This is a genomic window from Patiriisocius sp. 208BN25-11 (assembly GCF_058147145.1).
Genome location: NZ_JBYVJY010000007.1, coordinates 93,166 through 111,591, shown reverse-complemented (window position 1 = coordinate 111,591; position 18,426 = coordinate 93,166). Strand labels below are relative to the sequence as shown.

The 18,426-nt window shown below is 35.8% G+C and carries 19 protein-coding genes and 1 pseudogene; 13 read left to right on the top strand and 7 right to left on the bottom strand.

The window, feature by feature from the left end; genetic code table 11:
- Positions 1–21 precede the first annotated feature (21 nt).
- From ACY2RS_RS10065 to ACY2RS_RS10050, 4 genes and pseudogenes are all read right to left on the bottom strand, one after another.
- Positions 22–837, bottom strand: a pseudogene (locus ACY2RS_RS10065) (glycosyltransferase family 2 protein); the annotation flags it as partial.
- Between the two features lie 281 nt (positions 838–1,118).
- Positions 1,119–2,222, bottom strand: coding sequence for a GTP pyrophosphokinase (locus ACY2RS_RS10060; RefSeq protein ID WP_490098524.1), 1,104 nt, complete (start codon positions 2,220–2,222; stop codon positions 1,119–1,121).
- Between the two features lie 89 nt (positions 2,223–2,311).
- A complete protein-coding gene (locus ACY2RS_RS10055; protein WP_490098523.1) occupies positions 2,312–2,683 on the bottom strand; it encodes a hypothetical protein in 372 nt (123 codons plus the stop codon).
- A gap of 118 nt (positions 2,684–2,801) precedes the next feature.
- Positions 2,802–3,635 carry a DUF4747 family protein gene (locus ACY2RS_RS10050; protein WP_490098522.1) on the bottom strand — a complete coding sequence of 278 codons (834 nt, stop codon included), beginning with the start codon at positions 3,633–3,635 and terminating at the stop codon, positions 2,802–2,804.
- 777 nt (positions 3,636–4,412) lie between these two features.
- On the opposite strand from ACY2RS_RS10050, the gene ACY2RS_RS10045 reads away from it, so the two are divergent.
- The gene (locus ACY2RS_RS10045; protein WP_490098521.1) at positions 4,413–5,159 is read left to right on the top strand and encodes a glycosyltransferase family 2 protein; all 747 of its coding nucleotides are present in this window, start codon (positions 4,413–4,415) and stop codon (positions 5,157–5,159) included.
- A 686-nt stretch (positions 5,160–5,845) separates the two neighbouring features.
- On the opposite strand, the gene ACY2RS_RS10040 is transcribed toward ACY2RS_RS10045, so the two are convergent.
- On the bottom strand, positions 5,846–6,550 hold the full coding sequence (locus ACY2RS_RS10040) for a polysaccharide deacetylase family protein (protein ID WP_490098520.1): 705 nt from the start codon (positions 6,548–6,550) through the stop codon (positions 5,846–5,848).
- A gap of 60 nt (positions 6,551–6,610) precedes the next feature.
- Here ACY2RS_RS10040 and ACY2RS_RS10035 point away from each other — a divergent pair, with 60 nt between their 5' ends.
- Both ACY2RS_RS10035 and ACY2RS_RS10030 read left to right on the top strand, forming a co-directional pair.
- A complete protein-coding gene (locus ACY2RS_RS10035; RefSeq protein ID WP_490098519.1) occupies positions 6,611–7,372 on the top strand; it encodes a glycosyltransferase family 2 protein in 762 nt (253 codons plus the stop codon).
- A gap of 1 nt (position 7,373) precedes the next feature.
- A complete protein-coding gene (locus ACY2RS_RS10030; protein ID WP_490098518.1) occupies positions 7,374–8,438 on the top strand; it encodes a glycosyltransferase family 4 protein in 1,065 nt (354 codons plus the stop codon).
- 2 nt (positions 8,439–8,440) lie between these two features.
- On the opposite strand, the gene ACY2RS_RS10025 is transcribed toward ACY2RS_RS10030, so the two are convergent.
- Both ACY2RS_RS10025 and ACY2RS_RS10020 read right to left on the bottom strand, forming a co-directional pair.
- Complete coding sequence (locus tag ACY2RS_RS10025) at positions 8,441–9,394, bottom strand: WaaS/CpsH family glycosyltransferase (RefSeq protein ID WP_490098517.1); 954 nt, start codon at positions 9,392–9,394, stop codon at positions 8,441–8,443.
- 21 nt (positions 9,395–9,415) lie between these two features.
- Positions 9,416–10,012, bottom strand: a complete 597-nt coding sequence (locus ACY2RS_RS10020; protein ID WP_490098516.1) for a class I SAM-dependent methyltransferase — start codon at positions 10,010–10,012, stop codon at positions 9,416–9,418.
- Positions 10,013–10,053: 41 nt separating this feature from the next.
- Between ACY2RS_RS10020 and ACY2RS_RS10015 the strand changes: the two genes are divergently transcribed.
- The 10 genes from ACY2RS_RS10015 (at position 10,054) to ACY2RS_RS09970 (ending at position 18,425) form a co-directional block, all read left to right on the top strand.
- A complete protein-coding gene (locus ACY2RS_RS10015) occupies positions 10,054–10,974 on the top strand; it encodes a glycosyltransferase family 2 protein (protein WP_490098515.1) in 921 nt (306 codons plus the stop codon).
- A 4-nt stretch (positions 10,975–10,978) separates the two neighbouring features.
- Positions 10,979–11,824 (top strand): FkbM family methyltransferase, encoded by an 846-nt coding sequence (locus tag ACY2RS_RS10010; protein WP_490098514.1) that lies wholly within the window; start codon positions 10,979–10,981, stop codon positions 11,822–11,824.
- A gap of 3 nt (positions 11,825–11,827) precedes the next feature.
- A complete protein-coding gene (locus ACY2RS_RS10005; protein ID WP_490098513.1) occupies positions 11,828–12,397 on the top strand; it encodes an L-threonylcarbamoyladenylate synthase in 570 nt (189 codons plus the stop codon).
- Between the two features lie 271 nt (positions 12,398–12,668).
- Entirely contained in the window at positions 12,669–14,090 is a 1,422-nt protein-coding gene (locus tag ACY2RS_RS10000; protein ID WP_490098512.1) for a CCA tRNA nucleotidyltransferase, read from the top strand.
- A 32-nt stretch (positions 14,091–14,122) separates the two neighbouring features.
- On the top strand, positions 14,123–14,485 hold the full coding sequence (locus ACY2RS_RS09995) for a four helix bundle protein (protein ID WP_490098511.1): 363 nt from the start codon (positions 14,123–14,125) through the stop codon (positions 14,483–14,485).
- Between the two features lie 77 nt (positions 14,486–14,562).
- Positions 14,563–15,096: a GNAT family N-acetyltransferase gene (locus tag ACY2RS_RS09990; RefSeq protein WP_490098510.1), complete on the top strand. Its 534-nt coding sequence runs from the start codon at positions 14,563–14,565 to the stop codon at positions 15,094–15,096.
- Positions 15,083–16,096, top strand: a complete 1,014-nt coding sequence (locus ACY2RS_RS09985) for a COX15/CtaA family protein (protein WP_490098509.1) — start codon at positions 15,083–15,085, stop codon at positions 16,094–16,096. Before ACY2RS_RS09990 ends, ACY2RS_RS09985 begins: the two co-directional genes overlap by 14 nt.
- Before the next feature lie 41 nt (positions 16,097–16,137).
- Complete coding sequence (locus tag ACY2RS_RS09980) at positions 16,138–16,665, top strand: IS1096 element passenger TnpR family protein (protein ID WP_490098508.1); 528 nt, start codon at positions 16,138–16,140, stop codon at positions 16,663–16,665.
- A 141-nt stretch (positions 16,666–16,806) separates the two neighbouring features.
- A complete protein-coding gene (locus ACY2RS_RS09975) occupies positions 16,807–17,865 on the top strand; it encodes a nucleoid-associated protein (protein WP_490098507.1) in 1,059 nt (352 codons plus the stop codon).
- Positions 17,866–17,885: 20 nt separating this feature from the next.
- Entirely contained in the window at positions 17,886–18,425 is a 540-nt protein-coding gene (locus ACY2RS_RS09970; RefSeq protein ID WP_490098506.1) for an RNA polymerase sigma factor, read from the top strand.
- Position 18,426 lies beyond the last annotated feature (1 nt).

Sequence of the window (18,426 nt, the reverse complement as noted above, 5' to 3'; positions counted from 1 at the left end):
AGGCGCTTTTACATAGGCGTCTTTTACAATACCGTGCGTGGTCCACTTTTTCTGAAGCTCGCGTGTTTCTCTGCGGATGGCCTGATTTTTCTTGATAGAAGCCTCATTTTTATAGCCACGCGGATGGTCTAGATGCACCACTACCGCATTATATCGTATTTGCTTGCTCTTAATGCCCGCATTAAACAAACGCTCTCCTAGCTCACGATCCTGACCCCCATATTGCATTTCTTCATTGAGTCCATTGACATCGATAATATCTTGAGTCCAACCCGAGGCGTTATGCCCATTCCAACTTGCATTGGTAGGCGTAATAAGGTTTAAAATAGACGCCGTAAAAGGCTTGGCGGTCAATTTATTATTCTTAAAAGAAGTCTGCAAGCCATTTTCTTTGAGCCACTTTAGATCAAAACAACGTTCTGCGTAAATATCTTCTTTATTAATTTTTTCTGAAATATCCATGGGCAACATAAAATAGCCACCCGACAAGAAAAAGCCTTCTTCTCTGTACTTTACATGCTGCTCTACAAAGTCTTTTCTAGGAATACAATCCCCATCACTCATAATGGTATAGGGCGTGCTACATTGTAAGACTGCCTTGTTGAGGATTTGAGATTTCTGAAAGCCCTTATCCTCATGCCATACATGCACAATGGGATAAAACACTTCTTCTTGCATCCTGTCTAACAAAGCCTTGGTCTCTGGCCCCGAACCATCATCTGCAATCACAATCTCAAACAACCTATAGGTCTGATTGTTATAGCCATACAGCACCTTCTCCAACCATTTGGTATTGTTATAGGTGCTTATAATGATAGAAGTATCCAGTGCTTTCATTGCTGCAAAGATAGTAGATTTATGGAAGTTAGACCAATCACTTGCTCCTACGCTAAAGCTTCGGCGGCACGTGGATGCTCATTGTTAGAACGCGTTGCTGATAGAAGTTAGACCGCTGCGCTGTTAGACTAATGCGGTATGGATTTTAAGAAATTGGAAACAGTAGTTTTATAGTTACTTCGGAAATGGTATGGGGTGTGGGTGAGTTTTAAGTTACTGAGTTTTATTAATTAGAAGTGATGTTTGGCTTTCACAAAAGTATTGGAATTAAGAATTTGGGGTTATGCTTTGTTAGCATTCTTTTTCATATTCTTAAATGATTTAACCACTCTATCACGAAATAGGATAAATGTTGTTTCTTTTAATTTTGAAAATCCTTTGAAATTTTTAATAAATTCATCTATGAACTCTGGGTTATTATTTTTTAATGCTAATAAATAATTCAAATAAAAAATCGATGTCCCTCTATTATAACTACCACTTTTATCTTCTCCAGAACCTCGTCCAGCAAATGAAAGAGCAAAACTTATAATTTCATCTTTATTTAATTTTAACTTTTCTTCTAATTCTTTAACCGAATCAATTCTTAAATATTTAAATTCTTTAAGGTACTTTTCAGAGTCATCAAAATCGTTAAGGTGAAGAGGTCGATTAGTTTGTTTTGCTAAATCTTTATCTACTTCTAAAAGAGTTTTGTTATTATGGATAAAGGAATTTAATGAAGCCATATTTAATTCAGTAAGCTCTGGATGTAAAGCAATCTTTTCATCTACAGTTCTTTCGTAATTCTCGATTGAATCTTTCAATTTAGTAAATTCTATGTCAGCAGTTTCTAATAAAGCTGCTACCCTTGAAAAATTCCTTTTAACTTCATTTGGTATACTTTCTTTGCTTTTATAACCTAAATCGTGCTCAATTTCAGCCCAAGCGTGTTGTAATATTGAGCGAATTTGAATTTCAGCTTTCAAATTCTTATAGTTTTTATATTCAGTCAGATTATTTCTTGCTTTGCTTAATTGAATAACATAATGAAGTGAGGAATATCCAAACCTATCAAATTCCTTTTCTCTTTTATCAATAGTATTTATTTCATCAATATTAAATTCCTTATTTATAATCTCTGCAATTTTATTCACTTCATCTTCAAAGAATGTAATTATTCTGATGCCTACGATATCTGTTATTTCTGTAATGTCAGAATATTTATTATCCTTTGACTTTACTTTTTTACTTAACGAATTTCTCTCTTTTAAGCGACTTGAAATGTTATGTATTTGGATGCCATTTGCAGAAATAATATCAGTTATCAGTTGGCAAACTGCATTTCGATATTGCTCATAAAGTTCTTTATTATCATCAAACTCGTTAATTATCTTATCTTCCATATATATTTCGAAATTAATCTCAATGAATCCGCATTTGAAAAGTAGCGCTGAAAATAAACTGTTTTTTTATACATTTTTATATAGCGTTTTTATCCGTTATCTTTCTTCTTTAAAAACTTTGACCTAAATTCCGAAAAGACTAATGTATCTTCAACACTTAAGAAAGTAGCTATTAATCCGTAAGTTGTAATACTTGTTAGTGTAATAAATAAAATCTTGTGCTGAACCCAAATTGAGTCTTTACTACTATGTTCAATTACATAACTTGTTCCTACATATAAAATTAACGAATATAGTAAGCTAATAAAAAGAGAAACAAGAGTTACTCTAAAAGTCCATAACAAACTGTCGAAGTCATTCTCCACATTTAAAAAATTTATAAAGTCATCATCTGACGAAGACATCAATATTGAACAAGATGCAAAGACCAAAGAGAAAATAATTGAAATTGCAGTTATCACAATACCGTAGTATTCTTTTGCAAAATTCATTGATAAATATTCTGGTAAAACAAAAAACAGAATAACTCCCAAAATGAGAGAAACCCAAAAGTCATAACTTATAAAAAATGACTTAAATCTATTCATTATCTGTTCTATCTCTGATGCGTTGAATTGTTTTTGAAAGGTAATTAATTATTGACAAAAAACCTTGTTTAGTAACTTTACTGGGAACGTCAAGAGAAACAATTCGTTCTTTACTTTTTGTAGTTAGATTAATCTGCGCTCCATTTTCATCAATACCTTTGACTTTGGTCGTTCCATAGCCGTCTTCAGACATTAATATTTTATCTTCTGTTAATTTATCTACTTTTATTCCACCCCTATTTTTTGTGTCTTGAACCTCTCTATATCTGCCAATATTATTTTCGCGAAGACGTTCATCAATATCTTCCCATCTTTCAGCAAAACGTGGATTTGAAGGCACAAGATTAATAATTACTTTCTCAATCACTTCTAAAGATTGTACTTTTTGTAAAAAAGTATATTGTTCATTTATTTCTGAAACATCAAAATAAGCCTGTCTTTTACCTTTATGGTTTTCTATAAATAATTGCTTAAACATTTTTGCAAATGTTGCTTTACGGATATGGTTAGTTACTGTTTCATAAATAAGTAAACTCTCTGTATGTTCAATTATAAAAAAAGATTTAGCAACTATCCTATTATTAATTCCTTCTTTAGAGCTTGTTTCATTTTCCTCATCAAAAACTTCATCCTCGCTGTAGGGATTATATTTAATTAAGTGACCAAAAATGTAATTGTCCTTTAACTCAACATCTATAAGTTTATAAGCATAGTTATTTTGACTTGTGGCAGATTTTGAAATTAAGCCATCAAGCAAAAACTGAACTTTGTTTTGTATAGGTTCGGAACTATCTATGTGAATTCTGTTGAATAAAAATTTTGCCATTGTTTTTGATTTTTTAGTATTTAATGTTACTATGATTGTTTTTTTTTAATGCTAGGTAACACTTTAAAAATAATTTTCATCATCACATCCTAAAACAAACCAGGACATCATGATTTAAAATTTGTAAAAAGTAAAGACACAACAAAGTATGGCATGACGTTACAACATCATCCATTATATATAACTGGGGAGTTACAGGGGGAGATGTTAAAGATAGGGAAAAACAATTAACAATTAACAGTTAACAATAAACAATTAGGAGTGATGGGTGACGGGTGACGGGTGACGGGTGAAATAATTTGAAAATTTCTCAATGTGCTAATTTGAAAATGTATTTTTTTTTCAAGAAACGCTACCCTTTGTGCCTCCGCTAAAGCTACAGCGACACGCGGAAGGGTTAGGGAAAAGCGTTTCGATTGCTATTTGAATTTGCTACTGAACCTTTGATTCTTTACTCAAAAAAGTAAAACACCCCTCTAACTCCCCTCAAGGGGAGAATTAATGTCTTTGATATTCATTTTACATCAGAAACGCTACCCTTTAGGGCTAGGAAAAAGCGTTTCGATTACTATTTAAAACTTTGCCCCTTTGATTCTTTGAACCTTTTATCCTTTGTCTCTTTGTTCAAATTAGTAAAACATCCCCCTAACCCTCCCGTTTTAATAACGGGACAGGCTCTTCAAAGGGGGAATTCCAAATATTTCCCTTTGAAACTTTGAAACTTTGAACCTCTGCCCCTTTGCTCCTTTGCCTCTTTTTTCAATACCTTTGTACCCAATGCAAAACCAACCTACACTTACAGTAATCATACCCACCTTCAACGAAGCGGCGTACATCGAAGATGCTTTAAAAAGTGTGGCATTTGCAGATGAGATTATCTTGATAGACTCTTTTAGTGAAGACGCTACCGTTGCCTTGGCGAAACCTTATGTGACCAAAGTGATAGAGCGAGCATTTGATAATTTTAGTAGTCAGAAAAACGAAGCATTGAAACACGCTACCGGAGATTGGATTTTGTTTTTGGATGCAGATGAGCGCGTTACGCAATCCTTAGAAAAGGAAATAAAAGACACTATCGCTTCTCCAAAGCACGGAGGCTATAAAATTAACTTCCCGCATTTTTATATGAATCGTTTTCTCTACAGTCATAGTGATGATGTACTGCGTTTAGTAAAACGAGAAGGCGCTCACTATACGGGCGATGTGCATGAAAAATTACATTGTGAGGGCTCTATTGGGAAGTTACACAACAAGATGCTGCATTATACCTACAAAGACCTGCATAGTTACATTACCAAAAAAGAAAGCTATGCTTGGTTTCAAGCCAAACAACAATATGCCAAAGGAAAAAGAGCCACCTGGATGCATTTTTGGATAAAACCCATGTTTCGTTTTTTTAAATCGTATGTGGTTAAAGGCGGCTTCAAAGATGGCGTTCCCGGACTCACAGTCGCTGCCGTAAATGCCTATGGTGTTTTTCAGCGCAGTGTGAAGCTACGTTTGCTGCATAAGGGGATGGAGTGATGTCGAATGTTGAATGTCGAATGATGAATGATGGATGATGAATGATGAATGTCTGGTGACGGGTGACGGGTGACGGGTGATTGGTGATTGGTGATTGGTGATTGGTGATTAAAAGTTTTAAAATAGTTTCCACTTATAAACTTATAAACATATAAACTACTTCCTAACTTTGCTCCTTTAATCAAAATAGTAAAACACCCCTCTAACTCCCCTCAAGGGGAGAATTAATATATTTGATATTGATTTTAAATTAGAAACGCTACCCTTTAGGGCTAGGGTAAAGCGTTTCGATTGCTGTTTGAAATTTTTATTTCTTTGCTACGCAAAAACTTTGTCTCTTCACTTAAAATAGTAAAACATCCCCCTAGCCCCCTTCAAAGGGGGAATTCCAAATATTACTCTTTGTCTCTTTGAAACTTTGCTCCTTTGAACCTTTTATCCTTTGTCTCTTTATTCAAATTAGTAAAACATCCCCCTAACCCCCTTCAAAGGGGGAATCCCAAATATTTCCATTTGAACCTTTGTCCCTTTGTCTCTTTGCCACTTTGTAACTAAATGCAACTTAAGAAAAAATCCACCCCATACAATCCATCTAACAGCTAGTCTGCCTTGCTCAGCAAACAGGCTAAGCGGTCTAACAATGAGCGAAGCGAATGGTCTAACTTCTAACAGCGCAGCGGTCTATTTTAAAAAAACTTCCCCCATTGCAATCGCCTCTTAAACTTCGAAAGCGAAAATTCCCCTTTTACGTCGATACGCTCTATCTCATAAGGTTTCTTGAATGGAAATTGATTGACACGATTTCCGATACGCATTCCTAGTTGGATGTTTTGTTCTTTTAATTGCGCCTCAAAAACTTTTTTTGCTGGGGTTTCTCTGGGGTATTTTCCATACGGATAGGCAATTGCTGGCGTTAATGACAATTTTTGGTTGTCTATCACCTCAAAACTTTTAGCGATATCCTGTGCTGTTTCGTCTTCAGATAATTCGTGGTATTTTTTGTGGGCATAGCTATGATGTGCCAATTCTATAACAGCAGGGTCTAGGTTATGTAACATTTCCGAAGTCATGATATCCTTAGATTGTGTATCCCAGGCATCATTTGCTCCCAAATACTTTAGTGGGATAAAAAATGTAGCTTTTAGTCCGTATTTTTTTAACAAAGGAACTGCAAATTCTAACTGACTCACAAAACCGTCGTCAAAGGTAATGATGACATTCTTTTTAGTAGGCAACTTCTTAAGCTCTAGCAACTCTTTACAGTGGTAGGTGGTGTACTTTTTCGACGCTAGATATGCAAATTGTGCTTCCAAGTTTGCTGCCGAAATGGTAAGTCCTTCACTCCTATCTAGCGAAACATCGTGATACATTAAAATAGGTAGCTTCGCCATAGAAAGTACTGTCGTTTATAGATGTAAAATTAGTACTTTTACCCAAACAATTCACTACGCTTGAAAAACCTTCCTAAAATCTCTGCGGTTATCATTACCCTCAATGAGGAAAAGGCCCTACCCGATTTCTTAGAAAGTCTGTGGTTTGTAGATGAAATTATTGTGCTCGATTCGTATAGCAATGACACTACGGTTGCTATTGCTTCAGCCCATGAAAAAGTAACGGTACACCAACGTACCTTCGATAATTTTTCATCCCAAAAAAATGCTGCTCTTAGCAAAGCTACACATGACTGGGTGGTATTTTTTGATCCAGATGAAAAGATAACAAAAGCATTAGCAGAAGAAATTGTACAAGTAGTAGAAAACCCAAAAGCAGTTGCCTTTTATGTACAAAGAGTGTTTCATTTTATGGGCAAACGCATTACATATAGCGGATTACAACATGACAAAGTCATTCGCGTTTTTAATAAAAAGCATTGTCAGTACAACAGCAACTTAGTTCATGAGGTACTTGAAACCAATGGAAAAACGGCCACATTAAAAAATAAGCTTCCGCATTATACCTATAGCACTTTTGATACCTATACGTCAAAAATGCATCGCTATAGTGCCTTGCAGGCAAAAATGTTGTACACCAAAGGAGTGAAACCAAATGCCTATCATTTCTTTGTAATGCCTTGGTTTCGTTTTGTGAGCCAATACTTTTTTAAACTAGGATTGCTTGACGGAAGAGAGGGATTTATTTTGGCCTATGTAAGTGCCTTTTCTGTTTTTAAACGCTATGTATACCTATGGCTCTTATACCGTAATATCGATTAGTATGAAAGAGGTATTTCTAGAATCGCATAATTTAAAAAACAAATTCTCGGGCTTTGGGCAGTTTAATTACCACCTTATCAAAGCACTCGCTGCGCAAGAACATCCAGATTTCGAGATTGTATTGCATGCTAAAGACATTGCTTCTTTAAAAGAGGAGTTTGGCGACAGCTTTAACTACAAAAAATACCAAAGCATCACCCGCCATAAACCCTTTCGAATTAAAAAGAAATATGAGTTATGGCATTGCTTGAATCAGAACATTAGAATTGAGCCTTTTTTTAATATCCCATACGTATTAACAGTGCATGATGTTCATTTTGTGACAGAAGGTACCGAGTTAATGCAAGAAAAATTGAGAAGAAAATTTCAGAAAAAATTACAACGCTGCACTGCTATTGTTTACATTTCTGAATTTGCTAAAAAAGACACACACGCGCACTTTACAGTGCCAAACATTCCAGAGTATGTAATCCACAATGGAAACACCATTACGGAGATTGCTATTGCTGAATCGTTTGTTCCTGGGGTGCAACCCAAACAGAAATATCTCTTTTCTATAGGAGATTTTAGTGAACGTAAAAATTTTATGAGTTTGGTGCGCATGCTCCCTCTTTTGCACGAATACGATCTGGTGCTTGCAGGAAATAACACTTCTATTTATGCACATAAACTCGAAGTACTCGCCACAGAACTAGGCTTACAAGATCGCGTATACACTACTGGAAAAATTGAAGACGACGCCAAGCAATACTACTTGCAACATTGTGAAGCATTTGTATTTCCGTCGCTACGAGAAGGCTTTGGCATCCCTCCTATTGAAGCCATGCGTTTTGGAAAACCTGTTTTTATTTCTAATAACACATCACTTCCCGAAATTGGAGGAGAACATAGTTTTTACTGGGACCAGTATGACCCAGAATACATGGCCAAAGTCTTACAAGAAGGTATGCTGAAATATAAAAATCAACATGCATTTTATAGTCAGTGGTATATCGATCGCGCCAAAAGTTTTGACTGGAATGAAACGGCTAAACAATACATTAAAGTCTATCAATCGCTATTGTAACCTTAGGCATCTACTAAGATACTTTTTACCCAATTTTTAATTCGATACTTGGCTAAAATTTCATCTGGAATAGCGACATAAGGAGAGCGAACAAAAGCTTCAGGAATCTCGATGTTGGTTTCATCTAATACCAAGATATTTTGCGGATTATAAAAATCGTAGTTCACGATATCTTTATTGGTAGTAATGAGTTTTTTTCGTTGTCCAAGTGCCTCAAACACTCTAAAAGACAAGCCTATTTGTTCTGTTCTTTGAATTTCAATAATGATTTTACATTTCGAAATGAATGCTGCAACTTCTTGGGTAGATTTCTGCTTGGTAATAAGGGTTACATGTTTTGTTGGATCCTCATTACCCGTGTACACTAATATTTCTTTAGACCAACCTTTTGCTTCAATATAAGCTGTTACCTCTTCTAAAATTGGGAGTCTATAGTCGCCTGTTGAAATATTAAAAAACAAAAACTCAGGAGTTTGTTCTGTAGTATCTTCTTTAAAAATATAATTATTTAAAAAGGAGAGGTTGTAGTCTTTTACATCATTCTTATCGTAACTATATACTTTATCAAACTGAGAAATAATAGCCGCTTTTCTTGGAAATCGTTGTGTGCCATCCCAATAATATGCAATGAGTTGTTTGGTACTTTTTTTAATCTGTGCTAAGGTTTTATCATCCAAAACATCTGGGCGAATCATAAACACCACATCTTGTGGTCCGCGTTCTTTCAAAAACTGCAGTACTCTTTTAGAAACAAATGTTTTCTTTACATTCCTTTTTAAAAATACTTTTGAGAACAGATTTTGAAGTCTATGAAAACTATTCTTGTAATAAAAAGCAGGACTATCCAAATAGACAATACCAGGATCAACCCCTTCATAAGTTGCCAATGCATCGAATATATACGTAGTGTAGCCAAAAGCCTTTGGCGCTATGATGGTGATTTTTTTGCTGGACAAAATCTATTATTGTTTTATAGACTAAACAATAATTCCGAGCCCATTACAAAATGGGTAGTTGTAGACTTTTTTCCCAGCATCTCTAGCAATATCAATGACTGCGCGACGCACTTCTGGAAAACTTTCTGTATCGTGAAAAATAGTACAGGTACTATGTTGTGCCGCCCATAAGCCACACTCATAGGTTTCTTTGTAATTGTGAACGATATCTACATGAGCAAAATCGTACTGAGTGGTATCTTCTTTAATCCAGTCTTTGTAATCAGATTTTATAAGATTGATATTCTTATACCCAGAAAGTTTGTTTTTAGTTTCCTCATAATGATCACCTTTAAAATCTGTGTGTTCATCACCAATAAAAATATCAACTCCGGTGACCTCTTTAAAGTAGTTAGAAAACACCACAGAAGAGTATCCAAATTCTACTCCAAACTCAATACAACGATCTCTTCCTATGTCAAATCTATCTAATATATCTTCAATAATTTCTTCTAGACCCGCCCAAGCAGTAACCACAGGAATCATTTTCTCTGGCTTAGAAAACTGTTTTGGTTGGTATTCTTGAATAGGAAATTTTTTATGTAATCGATACTTCTTAAATTTTGAACGTAGCCCCATAAGTGTTGTATATTTGACAAAAGTAAAAAAAATACTATCCTATGCTAGATGTGGCGGTTATTTTAATTAATTATAATTCTTCAAAATACACGCTGGAAAGTATTGAAAAAGTTAGAGCGCATACCGACCCAAAAACAAGCTATGAAATTATTGTAGTTGATAATTGTTCGGAAATATCCGACTATCAATATTTGTTAGACAACTTCCCTAAACATAAAGGTATTAGTTTGCATCAAACACCAAAAAATCTAGGTTTTGGAGGCGGAAACATGTTTGGAGCAGCATTTGCAACATCTAAATACATCTTATTTCTCAACAACGATGCAATGCTACTTAACGACTGTCTTACGATGCTTAGCTCCTACATGGACACACATCAAAATGTTGGGGTATGTACGGCTCAAAATTATAACGAGCATCAAGAATTTGTTCCCTCGTTTGACCATAACAAAGGGCTCCGAAGATTACTTTTTGGAAGGAGTTTTCTAGAAACAACAAACCCAAAAAGATACCCCAAACAAAGCAAGGAATACAAAACACCGCTTGTTGTTGATTGGGTGAATGGTGCTTTTCTTTTCTTTAGAACAGATGCTTTTTTAAAGGTCAACGGATTTGACACCGATATCTTTTTGTATTGGGAAGAAATGGATATTTGTCATAGACTCCATTTAGAAGGATATCAAAGCACCCTAGTGCCAGAAGCAAAAATTATGCATTACCAAGGAGTGAGCACTGGCGCCTCAAAGGCCATCAACAAGGAAGCCTATATTTCGTATCTCCACGTTATCAAGAAAAACTATAGCAGGCTTAAATACTATACCATCAAATACTACTTGTATCTTGTATGCTTCGTAAAGAAAAAAAAGCGCTACCTACTTCCCGTAATAATTGCTAAAAACCCTATGAAATACTCATTAAAACATTTGCAAAAACCTCGTTTATCCCTTTCTGATAAAAAATAACAGCATGAAAAAAAAGCTTAAATATTTTTTTAAAAGGCGAAAATCTAAGAAACGTGCTACTGTTTTCGGTCCGCACGCCAAAGGAGTTATTTACGACACTCAAAATGGAATTATTTCTTTGCCTATTTCAGACACAACCATAGGCAAAGATTTAGGCTTTAAAGGTCATTGGGACATCAAAGAAATCAACAAGGTTATAGAGCAAACCAAAGCAGATGACACCATTTATGTCATTGGAACGCATGTAGGCACTCTTCTAGTTCCCTTAGCCCAACGCGTCGCCTCGGTTGTAGGTTTTGAAGCCAATGAAAACACATTTTGGTATATGCAAATGAACCTATGCCTCAATAAAATTAAAAATGCAACCTTGTTTCAAAAAGCAGTTGGAAACAAAAACAAGAAGGTAACATTTTATCAAAACACCGTCAATACTGGCGGAAGTAAAATAAAACCCATTAAAGATTCCATTTTATACACCTACGATAAGCCAAATGAAGTGGAAGTAGACATGATTGCTTTGGACGCTTTTATTTCTTCTGAAAATTTAGTAGCCCCAAGTGGTGTTATCATGGACATAGAAGGCGCAGAGTATTATGCGCTAAAGGGTATGACAAGCACATTAGAGCAACTACGCTTTTTATACATAGAATATGTGCCCCACCACTTAAAAAATGTAGCCAATGTTTCTGTTGCTGAGTTTCTAGCAACAATCACAACACATTTTACAACCGCTGTATTTTTAAAAAACAATACTACCTTTGATATTTCAAATACAAGTCAGGAACTTTTAGCGTACCTACACACCTTAGAAAAAAACAACATCGCCGACGATATTTTATTTACCAAATAGCTTATGCAAAACTTAAAATCTGAAATAGAAAAAGCCCTCGCAGTTCTCAAACGTGGCGGACTCATAGTATACCCAACAGACACCGTTTGGGGAATTGGCTGTGATGCTGCCAATCCAGAAGCCATAGACCGCATCTACAAATTAAAACAGCGAGCAGATAGTAAATCTATGATTTGCTTGGTACACGATTTTAAAATGCTCAATCAGTTTGTGGAAGAAATTCCGGAGGTTGCTTATGACATTCTTAGATATGCTGCAAAGCCTACTACCATTATATACGATGACCCTATTCGCATTTCAGAAAATATCATTGCTCCAGATAATTCTCTAGCCATTCGTGTGGTAAACGACACCTTTGCAAAAACTTTGGTTCGCAAGTTTAGACGCCCTATTGTATCTACTTCTGCCAATATTAGTGGTAAAAAAACACCCGCTACTTTTGCTGAGATCTCTTCGGAAATATTAGAGGGTGTAGATTATGTAGTTGATTTTGAAAGAACCAAAAAAGCCGCCAAAGCCTCGGCGATTATTAAATTAACACTCGATGGGCAAGTGACAGTAATCCGTGAGTAGGCAAATGTTTTAATTTGATGATTTGAAAATTAGTTTCAAAAGATGATGATGAAAGAAGTTTGTCAGTTTGTCCTGAAGTTTTAGGAGTCGAAGACCTGATATCTAGGCTCCCTTTGGTAGCGTCAATAATTTGAAGCTTGTAAAGCGCACAAATTATTGGTGAAGATTTTAAGTTAAATAATTCCCAATATGACCTCTCAAAAACCAAATTTAACTTCCATTTTAAAGCCTTGTACCGTACCTTTGTAAACGCAAACAAATACGCACTTTAGTGGCTACACCAACTTACGCAAACGCTTTACAACATCCTATATTCAAAACAGTATCTCAAGCTGCTGCCAACCTTGGTTTGGAATGCTATGTGATAGGAGGTTTTGTACGCGATTATTTACTTCAAAGAGGTGATGCAAAAGACATCGATATTGTTGCTGTAGGAAGCGGGATAGCCCTTGCCAAAGAAGTATCTAAGTTACTGCCAGGTAAACCCAATGTTTCTGTTTTTAAAAATTACGGTACCGCCATGCTTAAAACAGGAGGTATCGAATTAGAATTTGTGGGCGCAAGAAAAGAATCGTATCGCGAAGACAGTCGCAATCCAGTGGTAGAAGATGGAAGTCTAGAGGACGATCAAAACCGTAGAGATTTTACTATCAATGCCCTAGCCTTAAGTCTCTCTATAGACAGCTTTGGTGCATTGCTTGATCCCTTTCATGGGGTTGATGATTTAGACGCTAAAATAATACGTACGCCGCTAGATCCAGATATTACCTATAGCGACGATCCATTACGCATGATGCGCGCCATACGTTTTGCCACGCAATTAGATTTTATCATTGAAACAGAATCCTTAGATGCCATTACTCGAAATGCCGACAGAATAAAAATTATATCTAAAGAACGTATTGTAGTTGAACTACACAAAATATTGGCAGCTCCAGTACCCTCAAAAGGATTTTCATTATTACATAAAACTGGTTTACTTCCTTTTATTCTGCCAGAGTTGGTAGCCTTGCAAGGCATTGATGAAAAAGAAGGACAACGTCATAAAGACAACTTTTGGCATACGTTGGAAGTAGTCGATAATATTGCAAAAACAACAGACAACCTTTGGTTACGTTGGGCTGCCTTATTACATGACATTGGAAAAGCACCTACCAAGCGTTTTGATAAAAAAATAGGATGGACCTTTCATGCACACGAATTTGTAGGCGCAAAAATGGTTTTCAAGCTTTTCAAAAGACTGAAAATGCCATTAAACGACAAGATGAAATTTGTACAGAAAATGGTCTTAATGAGCTCACGTCCTATCGTATTAGCAAGTGATGTGACCGATAGTGCCGTACGCCGTTTGGTCTTTGATGCGGGCGATTATGTAGAAGACCTCATGACCCTTTGTGAAGCAGATATCACTACAAAGAATCCTAAGAAATTTAAAAAATACCATCATAATTTTAAGATCGTTCGAGACAAGATTGTAGAAGTAGAAGAACGGGATAGTATTCGTAATTTTCAACCTCCTGTAAGTGGAGAAGAAATCATGAAAACCTTTGGATTAAAGCCCTCACGTGAAATTGGAATCATTAAAGACGCTATTAAAGAAGCCATTTTAGAAGGAGACATCCCCAATGAATATGAAGCTGCCAAAGCGTTTATGCTGGAGAAAGGGAAAGCGTTGGGGTTGGAAGTAGTTTAGGTGTTTAGAGACAAAGTAGCAAAGGGACAAAGATGAATACTAATAAAATATATCGAAAGTTACTTGTTTGGCAAAAGTCAATGACACTTGTTACTGAAATTTACAAACAAATAGCTTTCTTCCCTTCTGATGAACAATATGGATTGTCATCTCAAATAAAAAGAGCTGCAGTATCAATACCTAGTAATATTGCCGAAGGATATGGAAGAGAAAGTACTAAAGACTACCTGCGTTTTTTGAATATTGCCTTAAGTTCTTTATTTGAACTACAAACACAATTAGAAATATCTAAAAATCTCAGTTTCTTAGAAACAATCCATTTTGAAAAATTATACGAAGACACCAGAGAGGTAGAACGAATGCTAACAAGCTACATACGAAAAATAAAGAACTAATAGCTTTACAACTTTGAACCTTTGATACTTTGAAACTTTGAACCTCTGAAACTCTGAAACTCTGAAACTCAACAAAAATGAACCCAATAACACTAGAAACAAAACGCCTCATCCTTCGCCCTTTTAGACTGGGTGACGAAGAAGAAGTGTTGGCATTTGCTTCGAATTCAAAAGTGCAAGCGCATACGGGTGATGTTATTAGAACGACGATAGCAGAAATAACCGAACTTATTAAATCTGTTTGGTTACATGATTATGAGACCTATGGCTACGGGAGGTTTGCAGTGATTCATAAAGAAGACAATAAAATTATAGGCTTTAATGGTGTAAAGTATCTACCAGAATGCAATCAAACCGATTTAGGCTATCGCTTCTTACCCGAATACTGGGGCAAAGGCATTGCAACAGAATCGTCAAAAGCAATTCTTGACTATGGGTTTAACACCCTACAACTTCAAGAAATCATTGGCTTTGTAGAACCAGCAAACCCAGCATCGGCAAGGGTGTTGGAAAAACTAAAATTTCAGAAAACAACAACCAAACCATATCCAAGAGAAACGGAGAACGTAGATTGGTTCTCACTAACAAAAAAGGAATATGAAAGACAATAAAAAAGTAATTTACTGGCTCCTTACTGGATGCGTACTTATTTTTATCATGGTGATTGTGGGAGGTATTACCCGTTTAACGCATTCGGGATTATCGATTTCTAACTACAAACTTATCTCAGGTACCATTCCTCCTACCAATGCCGTAGAGTGGAATGAAGCATTTGACTTATACAAACAGTATCCTGAATACCAAAAACTAAACTATAACATGACCCTTGAGGAGTTTAAAGACATTTACTTCTGGGAGTGGATTCACCGTGTTATTGGTCGTTTTATTGGCGTGGTCTTTATCATACCGTTTTTATATTTCCTTGCGCGAAAACAGCTCACAAAGCCTACCATTAAAAAATGTATCATCTTACTATTCATGGGGGGGTTCCAGGGATTTCTTGGTTGGTATATGGTAAAAAGTGGCTTGGTAGACAGACCCGATGTGAGTCATTACAGGCTTGCCATGCACCTCACGACAGCATTCTTAACCTTTGCCTATACGTTCTGGGTGGCCTTAGACCTCCTATTTCCGAAGAAAAAAGAAGTACAAAAAGGATTTAGAAATTTTATTAGAATCGGACTCCTTATTCTTGTTATTCAAATTATTTGGGGTGCTTTTGTGGCCGGACTCGATGCGGGATGGATTCATAACCACTGGCCGCTGATGAACGATGGACAACTAATTCATGAAACCGTAACCACAGAGCAAGAACCTGTTTGGAGAAACTTTGTAGAAGGCAAGAGTGGTGTTCAGTTTGTGCATCGTTACCTAGCATACATTGTGGTAGGGTTCATTGCATTTATTTGGTATAAGTCCAAAAAAATGCAAACCACAACCTTACAGCAAAAAGGAATAAACCTACTACTAATTTTGGTTGGCGTTCAGTTTTTACTGGGAGTTTTAACACTTGTTTTATTTGTTCCAGTTTGGTTAGGGGTACTGCATCAAGTAACTGCATTTTTTTTACTGGCAACGATGACTTTTACCTTGCATAGATTCAGTAAATAAATAGGAAAAGAATATCTTTGCAATCTCAAAGCAAAACCACTATGATTTATCGTTTTAGAGCCATCTTAAATTCGCAAGAAGAAGTATATCGCGACATCGAAATTGAAGAAAACGCAACGTTTGAAGACTTCCACAATGCTATTACACAGGCATTTGGGTTTGATGGACAAGAAATGGCATCCTTTTATGAGAGTAATGACCAATGGGAACAAGGAGATGAAATCCCTTTATTCGACATGAGTGAAGGAAACGCTTCAATTCGTACTATGAGAGAGACAAAACTTAACCAAGTTGTTACCAAAGATCATAGAAATTTGGTTTACATCTACGACTTCTTGTCGATGTGGACTTTTATTGTTGAGCTTGCTGATATTGCAGAACCAGAGATTGGATTTAGCTATCCAAATCTCATGTTTGCACATGGAGAATTACCACTAGACCCTATCGAACCAGAATTTGTTAGCGATACTCCAGAAGGTGATTTAGAAGATATGTATGGTGACGAGTTTGGAGGAGAATTTGGCGGTGACGATTACGAGCACTTAGATTTTGATGAAAATTGGAATTAAGTTGTTCTGAAATCGAAAAATATAAATTATAGAAACAAGATCACATACAAGTCTCAAAAGTGTGAACAAGTTTTTATAACTCGAGCTTCCTAATAATTCCCTTTTTTTTACCTTCGGAAATATTAAACACTCTACCTTTTTATGATTAATTTATTCAATACGCACATTGCTTCATTATCGATCCACCGAGTTGGAAACAAGAGCAAAAGTGAACCTATATTATTATCGTCTGTTCCATATAAAATGGATGATGAGATCACTCCGTTACTAAAAGACTATTTCTTAAAACCTTTTAGAGAAAAGGAAGAAAACTATTTTCAGTTTGCCAATGAAGCCGATTTAGAATTTCACGAAATTTTTAACTGTGCTACCGAAATATTTAATAATCCCGATAGTGTTCATGAGGTAAGTAAAAAAATCACAAAACACCTATACGATCAATCTACGCACCAGCATATTAAAAGTGGAGAAGTGTATGTGGCGTATCTAGAGAACTTACAATTGGACAATGAAAAGGTAAACGCAGTTGGTATATTTAAATCTGAGATCAAACAAGATTTCTTGCAATTCTCGGAAGAAGACAATCAATTAAGAGCCGACCTACAACAGGGGGTTAACCTCAACAAATTAGACAAGGGCTGTTTGATATTTAACGTAAAAAAAGAAGAAGGGTATAAAGTACTTTCTGTGGATAGCAATCGATATGATGCGCGTTATTGGTTAGAAGGATTCTTAGGTGTTGAAGCCTTTGAAGATGATAACTTTTACACGAAAAAGTATTTGAAATTTTGCCAGGATTTCGCAAAAGACGTGGTACTACCAGCCGAAGACAAAAAAGAAGAAGTACTATTCATGAACCGTGCTGTAAATCACTTTGCAAAAAACGACACCTTCAATGAAAGTAATTTTATGAATGAGGTGATCGACAATCCGGATTTAATTCCAGAATTCAACCACTACAAATCTGAAACCGCGCCCAAATACAAAATCGAAGATTTAACCACCTTCCCGATTGCAAATACGGCAGTAACAGCTGCGCGTAAAAAGATTAAGAATGTGATTAGCCTAGACACTAACATTCAAATTAAAATGGATTTCATCAATCCGGAGAGTGCTGATAAGTTTGTAGAAAAAGGTTGGGACGAAGAAAAACAAATGTATTACTACCTGGTATACTTCAATAAAGAAGAAAAGAACTAAGTATCTTTAAGGAACGTATAATGAAGCAACCAGACCAACTAATTATAGCAATGCAAGAAGGCAATGAAAAAGCCTTCGCTAGAATTTATAGTCGCTATAGTGAAGCTTTGTTTGGGGTCATCAATACCATTGTAAATGACACTAGTATTTCAGAAGAACTTTTACAAGATGTCTTTGTGAAAATTTGGAATAAAGCCTCTCAATACGATATCAATAGAGGTCGTTTTTTTACATGGGCTTTAAATATTGCTAGAAATACAGCCATAGATTATACACGATCTAAAGCAAATAAGAATGCAAAGAAAAACCTATCCACTGCTAATTTCGTAGCTATTATAAAGCAAACAGACACGAGCTTACAAAAAACAACAGACAGTATTGGATTGCGTTCTTTTATTGAAAAATTATCTCCGGTGTGTATACAAATAATTGACCTACTTTATTTTAAAGGATATACACAGAAAGATGCTTCTGAAACCCTAGAAATTCCATTGGGTACCATAAAAACTAAAAACAGAAATTGCATAAAAGAACTTCAAAAAACGCTTAACCTAGACTAAT

Excerpts from the sequence above, each read along its gene's own strand:
- ACY2RS_RS10060 (WP_490098524.1), bottom strand. The coding sequence starts at position 2,222 with ATGGAAGATAAGATAATTAACGAGTTTGATGATAATAAAGAACTTTAT.
- ACY2RS_RS10050 (WP_490098522.1), bottom strand. The coding sequence starts at position 3,635 with ATGGCAAAATTTTTATTCAACAGAATTCACATAGATAGTTCCGAACCT.
- ACY2RS_RS10045 (WP_490098521.1), top strand. The coding sequence starts at position 4,413 with ATGCAAAACCAACCTACACTTACAGTAATCATACCCACCTTCAACGAA.
- ACY2RS_RS10040 (WP_490098520.1), bottom strand. The coding sequence starts at position 6,550 with ATGGCGAAGCTACCTATTTTAATGTATCACGATGTTTCGCTAGATAGG.
- ACY2RS_RS10030 (WP_490098518.1), top strand. The coding sequence starts at position 7,374 with ATGAAAGAGGTATTTCTAGAATCGCATAATTTAAAAAACAAATTCTCG.
- ACY2RS_RS10020 (WP_490098516.1), bottom strand. The coding sequence starts at position 10,012 with ATGGGGCTACGTTCAAAATTTAAGAAGTATCGATTACATAAAAAATTT.
- ACY2RS_RS10015 (WP_490098515.1), top strand. The coding sequence starts at position 10,054 with ATGCTAGATGTGGCGGTTATTTTAATTAATTATAATTCTTCAAAATAC.
- ACY2RS_RS10010 (WP_490098514.1), top strand. The coding sequence starts at position 10,979 with ATGAAAAAAAAGCTTAAATATTTTTTTAAAAGGCGAAAATCTAAGAAA.
- ACY2RS_RS10005 (WP_490098513.1), top strand. The coding sequence starts at position 11,828 with ATGCAAAACTTAAAATCTGAAATAGAAAAAGCCCTCGCAGTTCTCAAA.
- ACY2RS_RS09995 (WP_490098511.1), top strand. The coding sequence starts at position 14,123 with ATGAATACTAATAAAATATATCGAAAGTTACTTGTTTGGCAAAAGTCA.
- ACY2RS_RS09990 (WP_490098510.1), top strand. The coding sequence starts at position 14,563 with ATGAACCCAATAACACTAGAAACAAAACGCCTCATCCTTCGCCCTTTT.
- ACY2RS_RS09985 (WP_490098509.1), top strand. The coding sequence starts at position 15,083 with ATGAAAGACAATAAAAAAGTAATTTACTGGCTCCTTACTGGATGCGTA.
- ACY2RS_RS09980 (WP_490098508.1), top strand. The coding sequence starts at position 16,138 with ATGATTTATCGTTTTAGAGCCATCTTAAATTCGCAAGAAGAAGTATAT.
- ACY2RS_RS09975 (WP_490098507.1), top strand. The coding sequence starts at position 16,807 with ATGATTAATTTATTCAATACGCACATTGCTTCATTATCGATCCACCGA.
- ACY2RS_RS09970 (WP_490098506.1), top strand. The coding sequence starts at position 17,886 with ATGAAGCAACCAGACCAACTAATTATAGCAATGCAAGAAGGCAATGAA.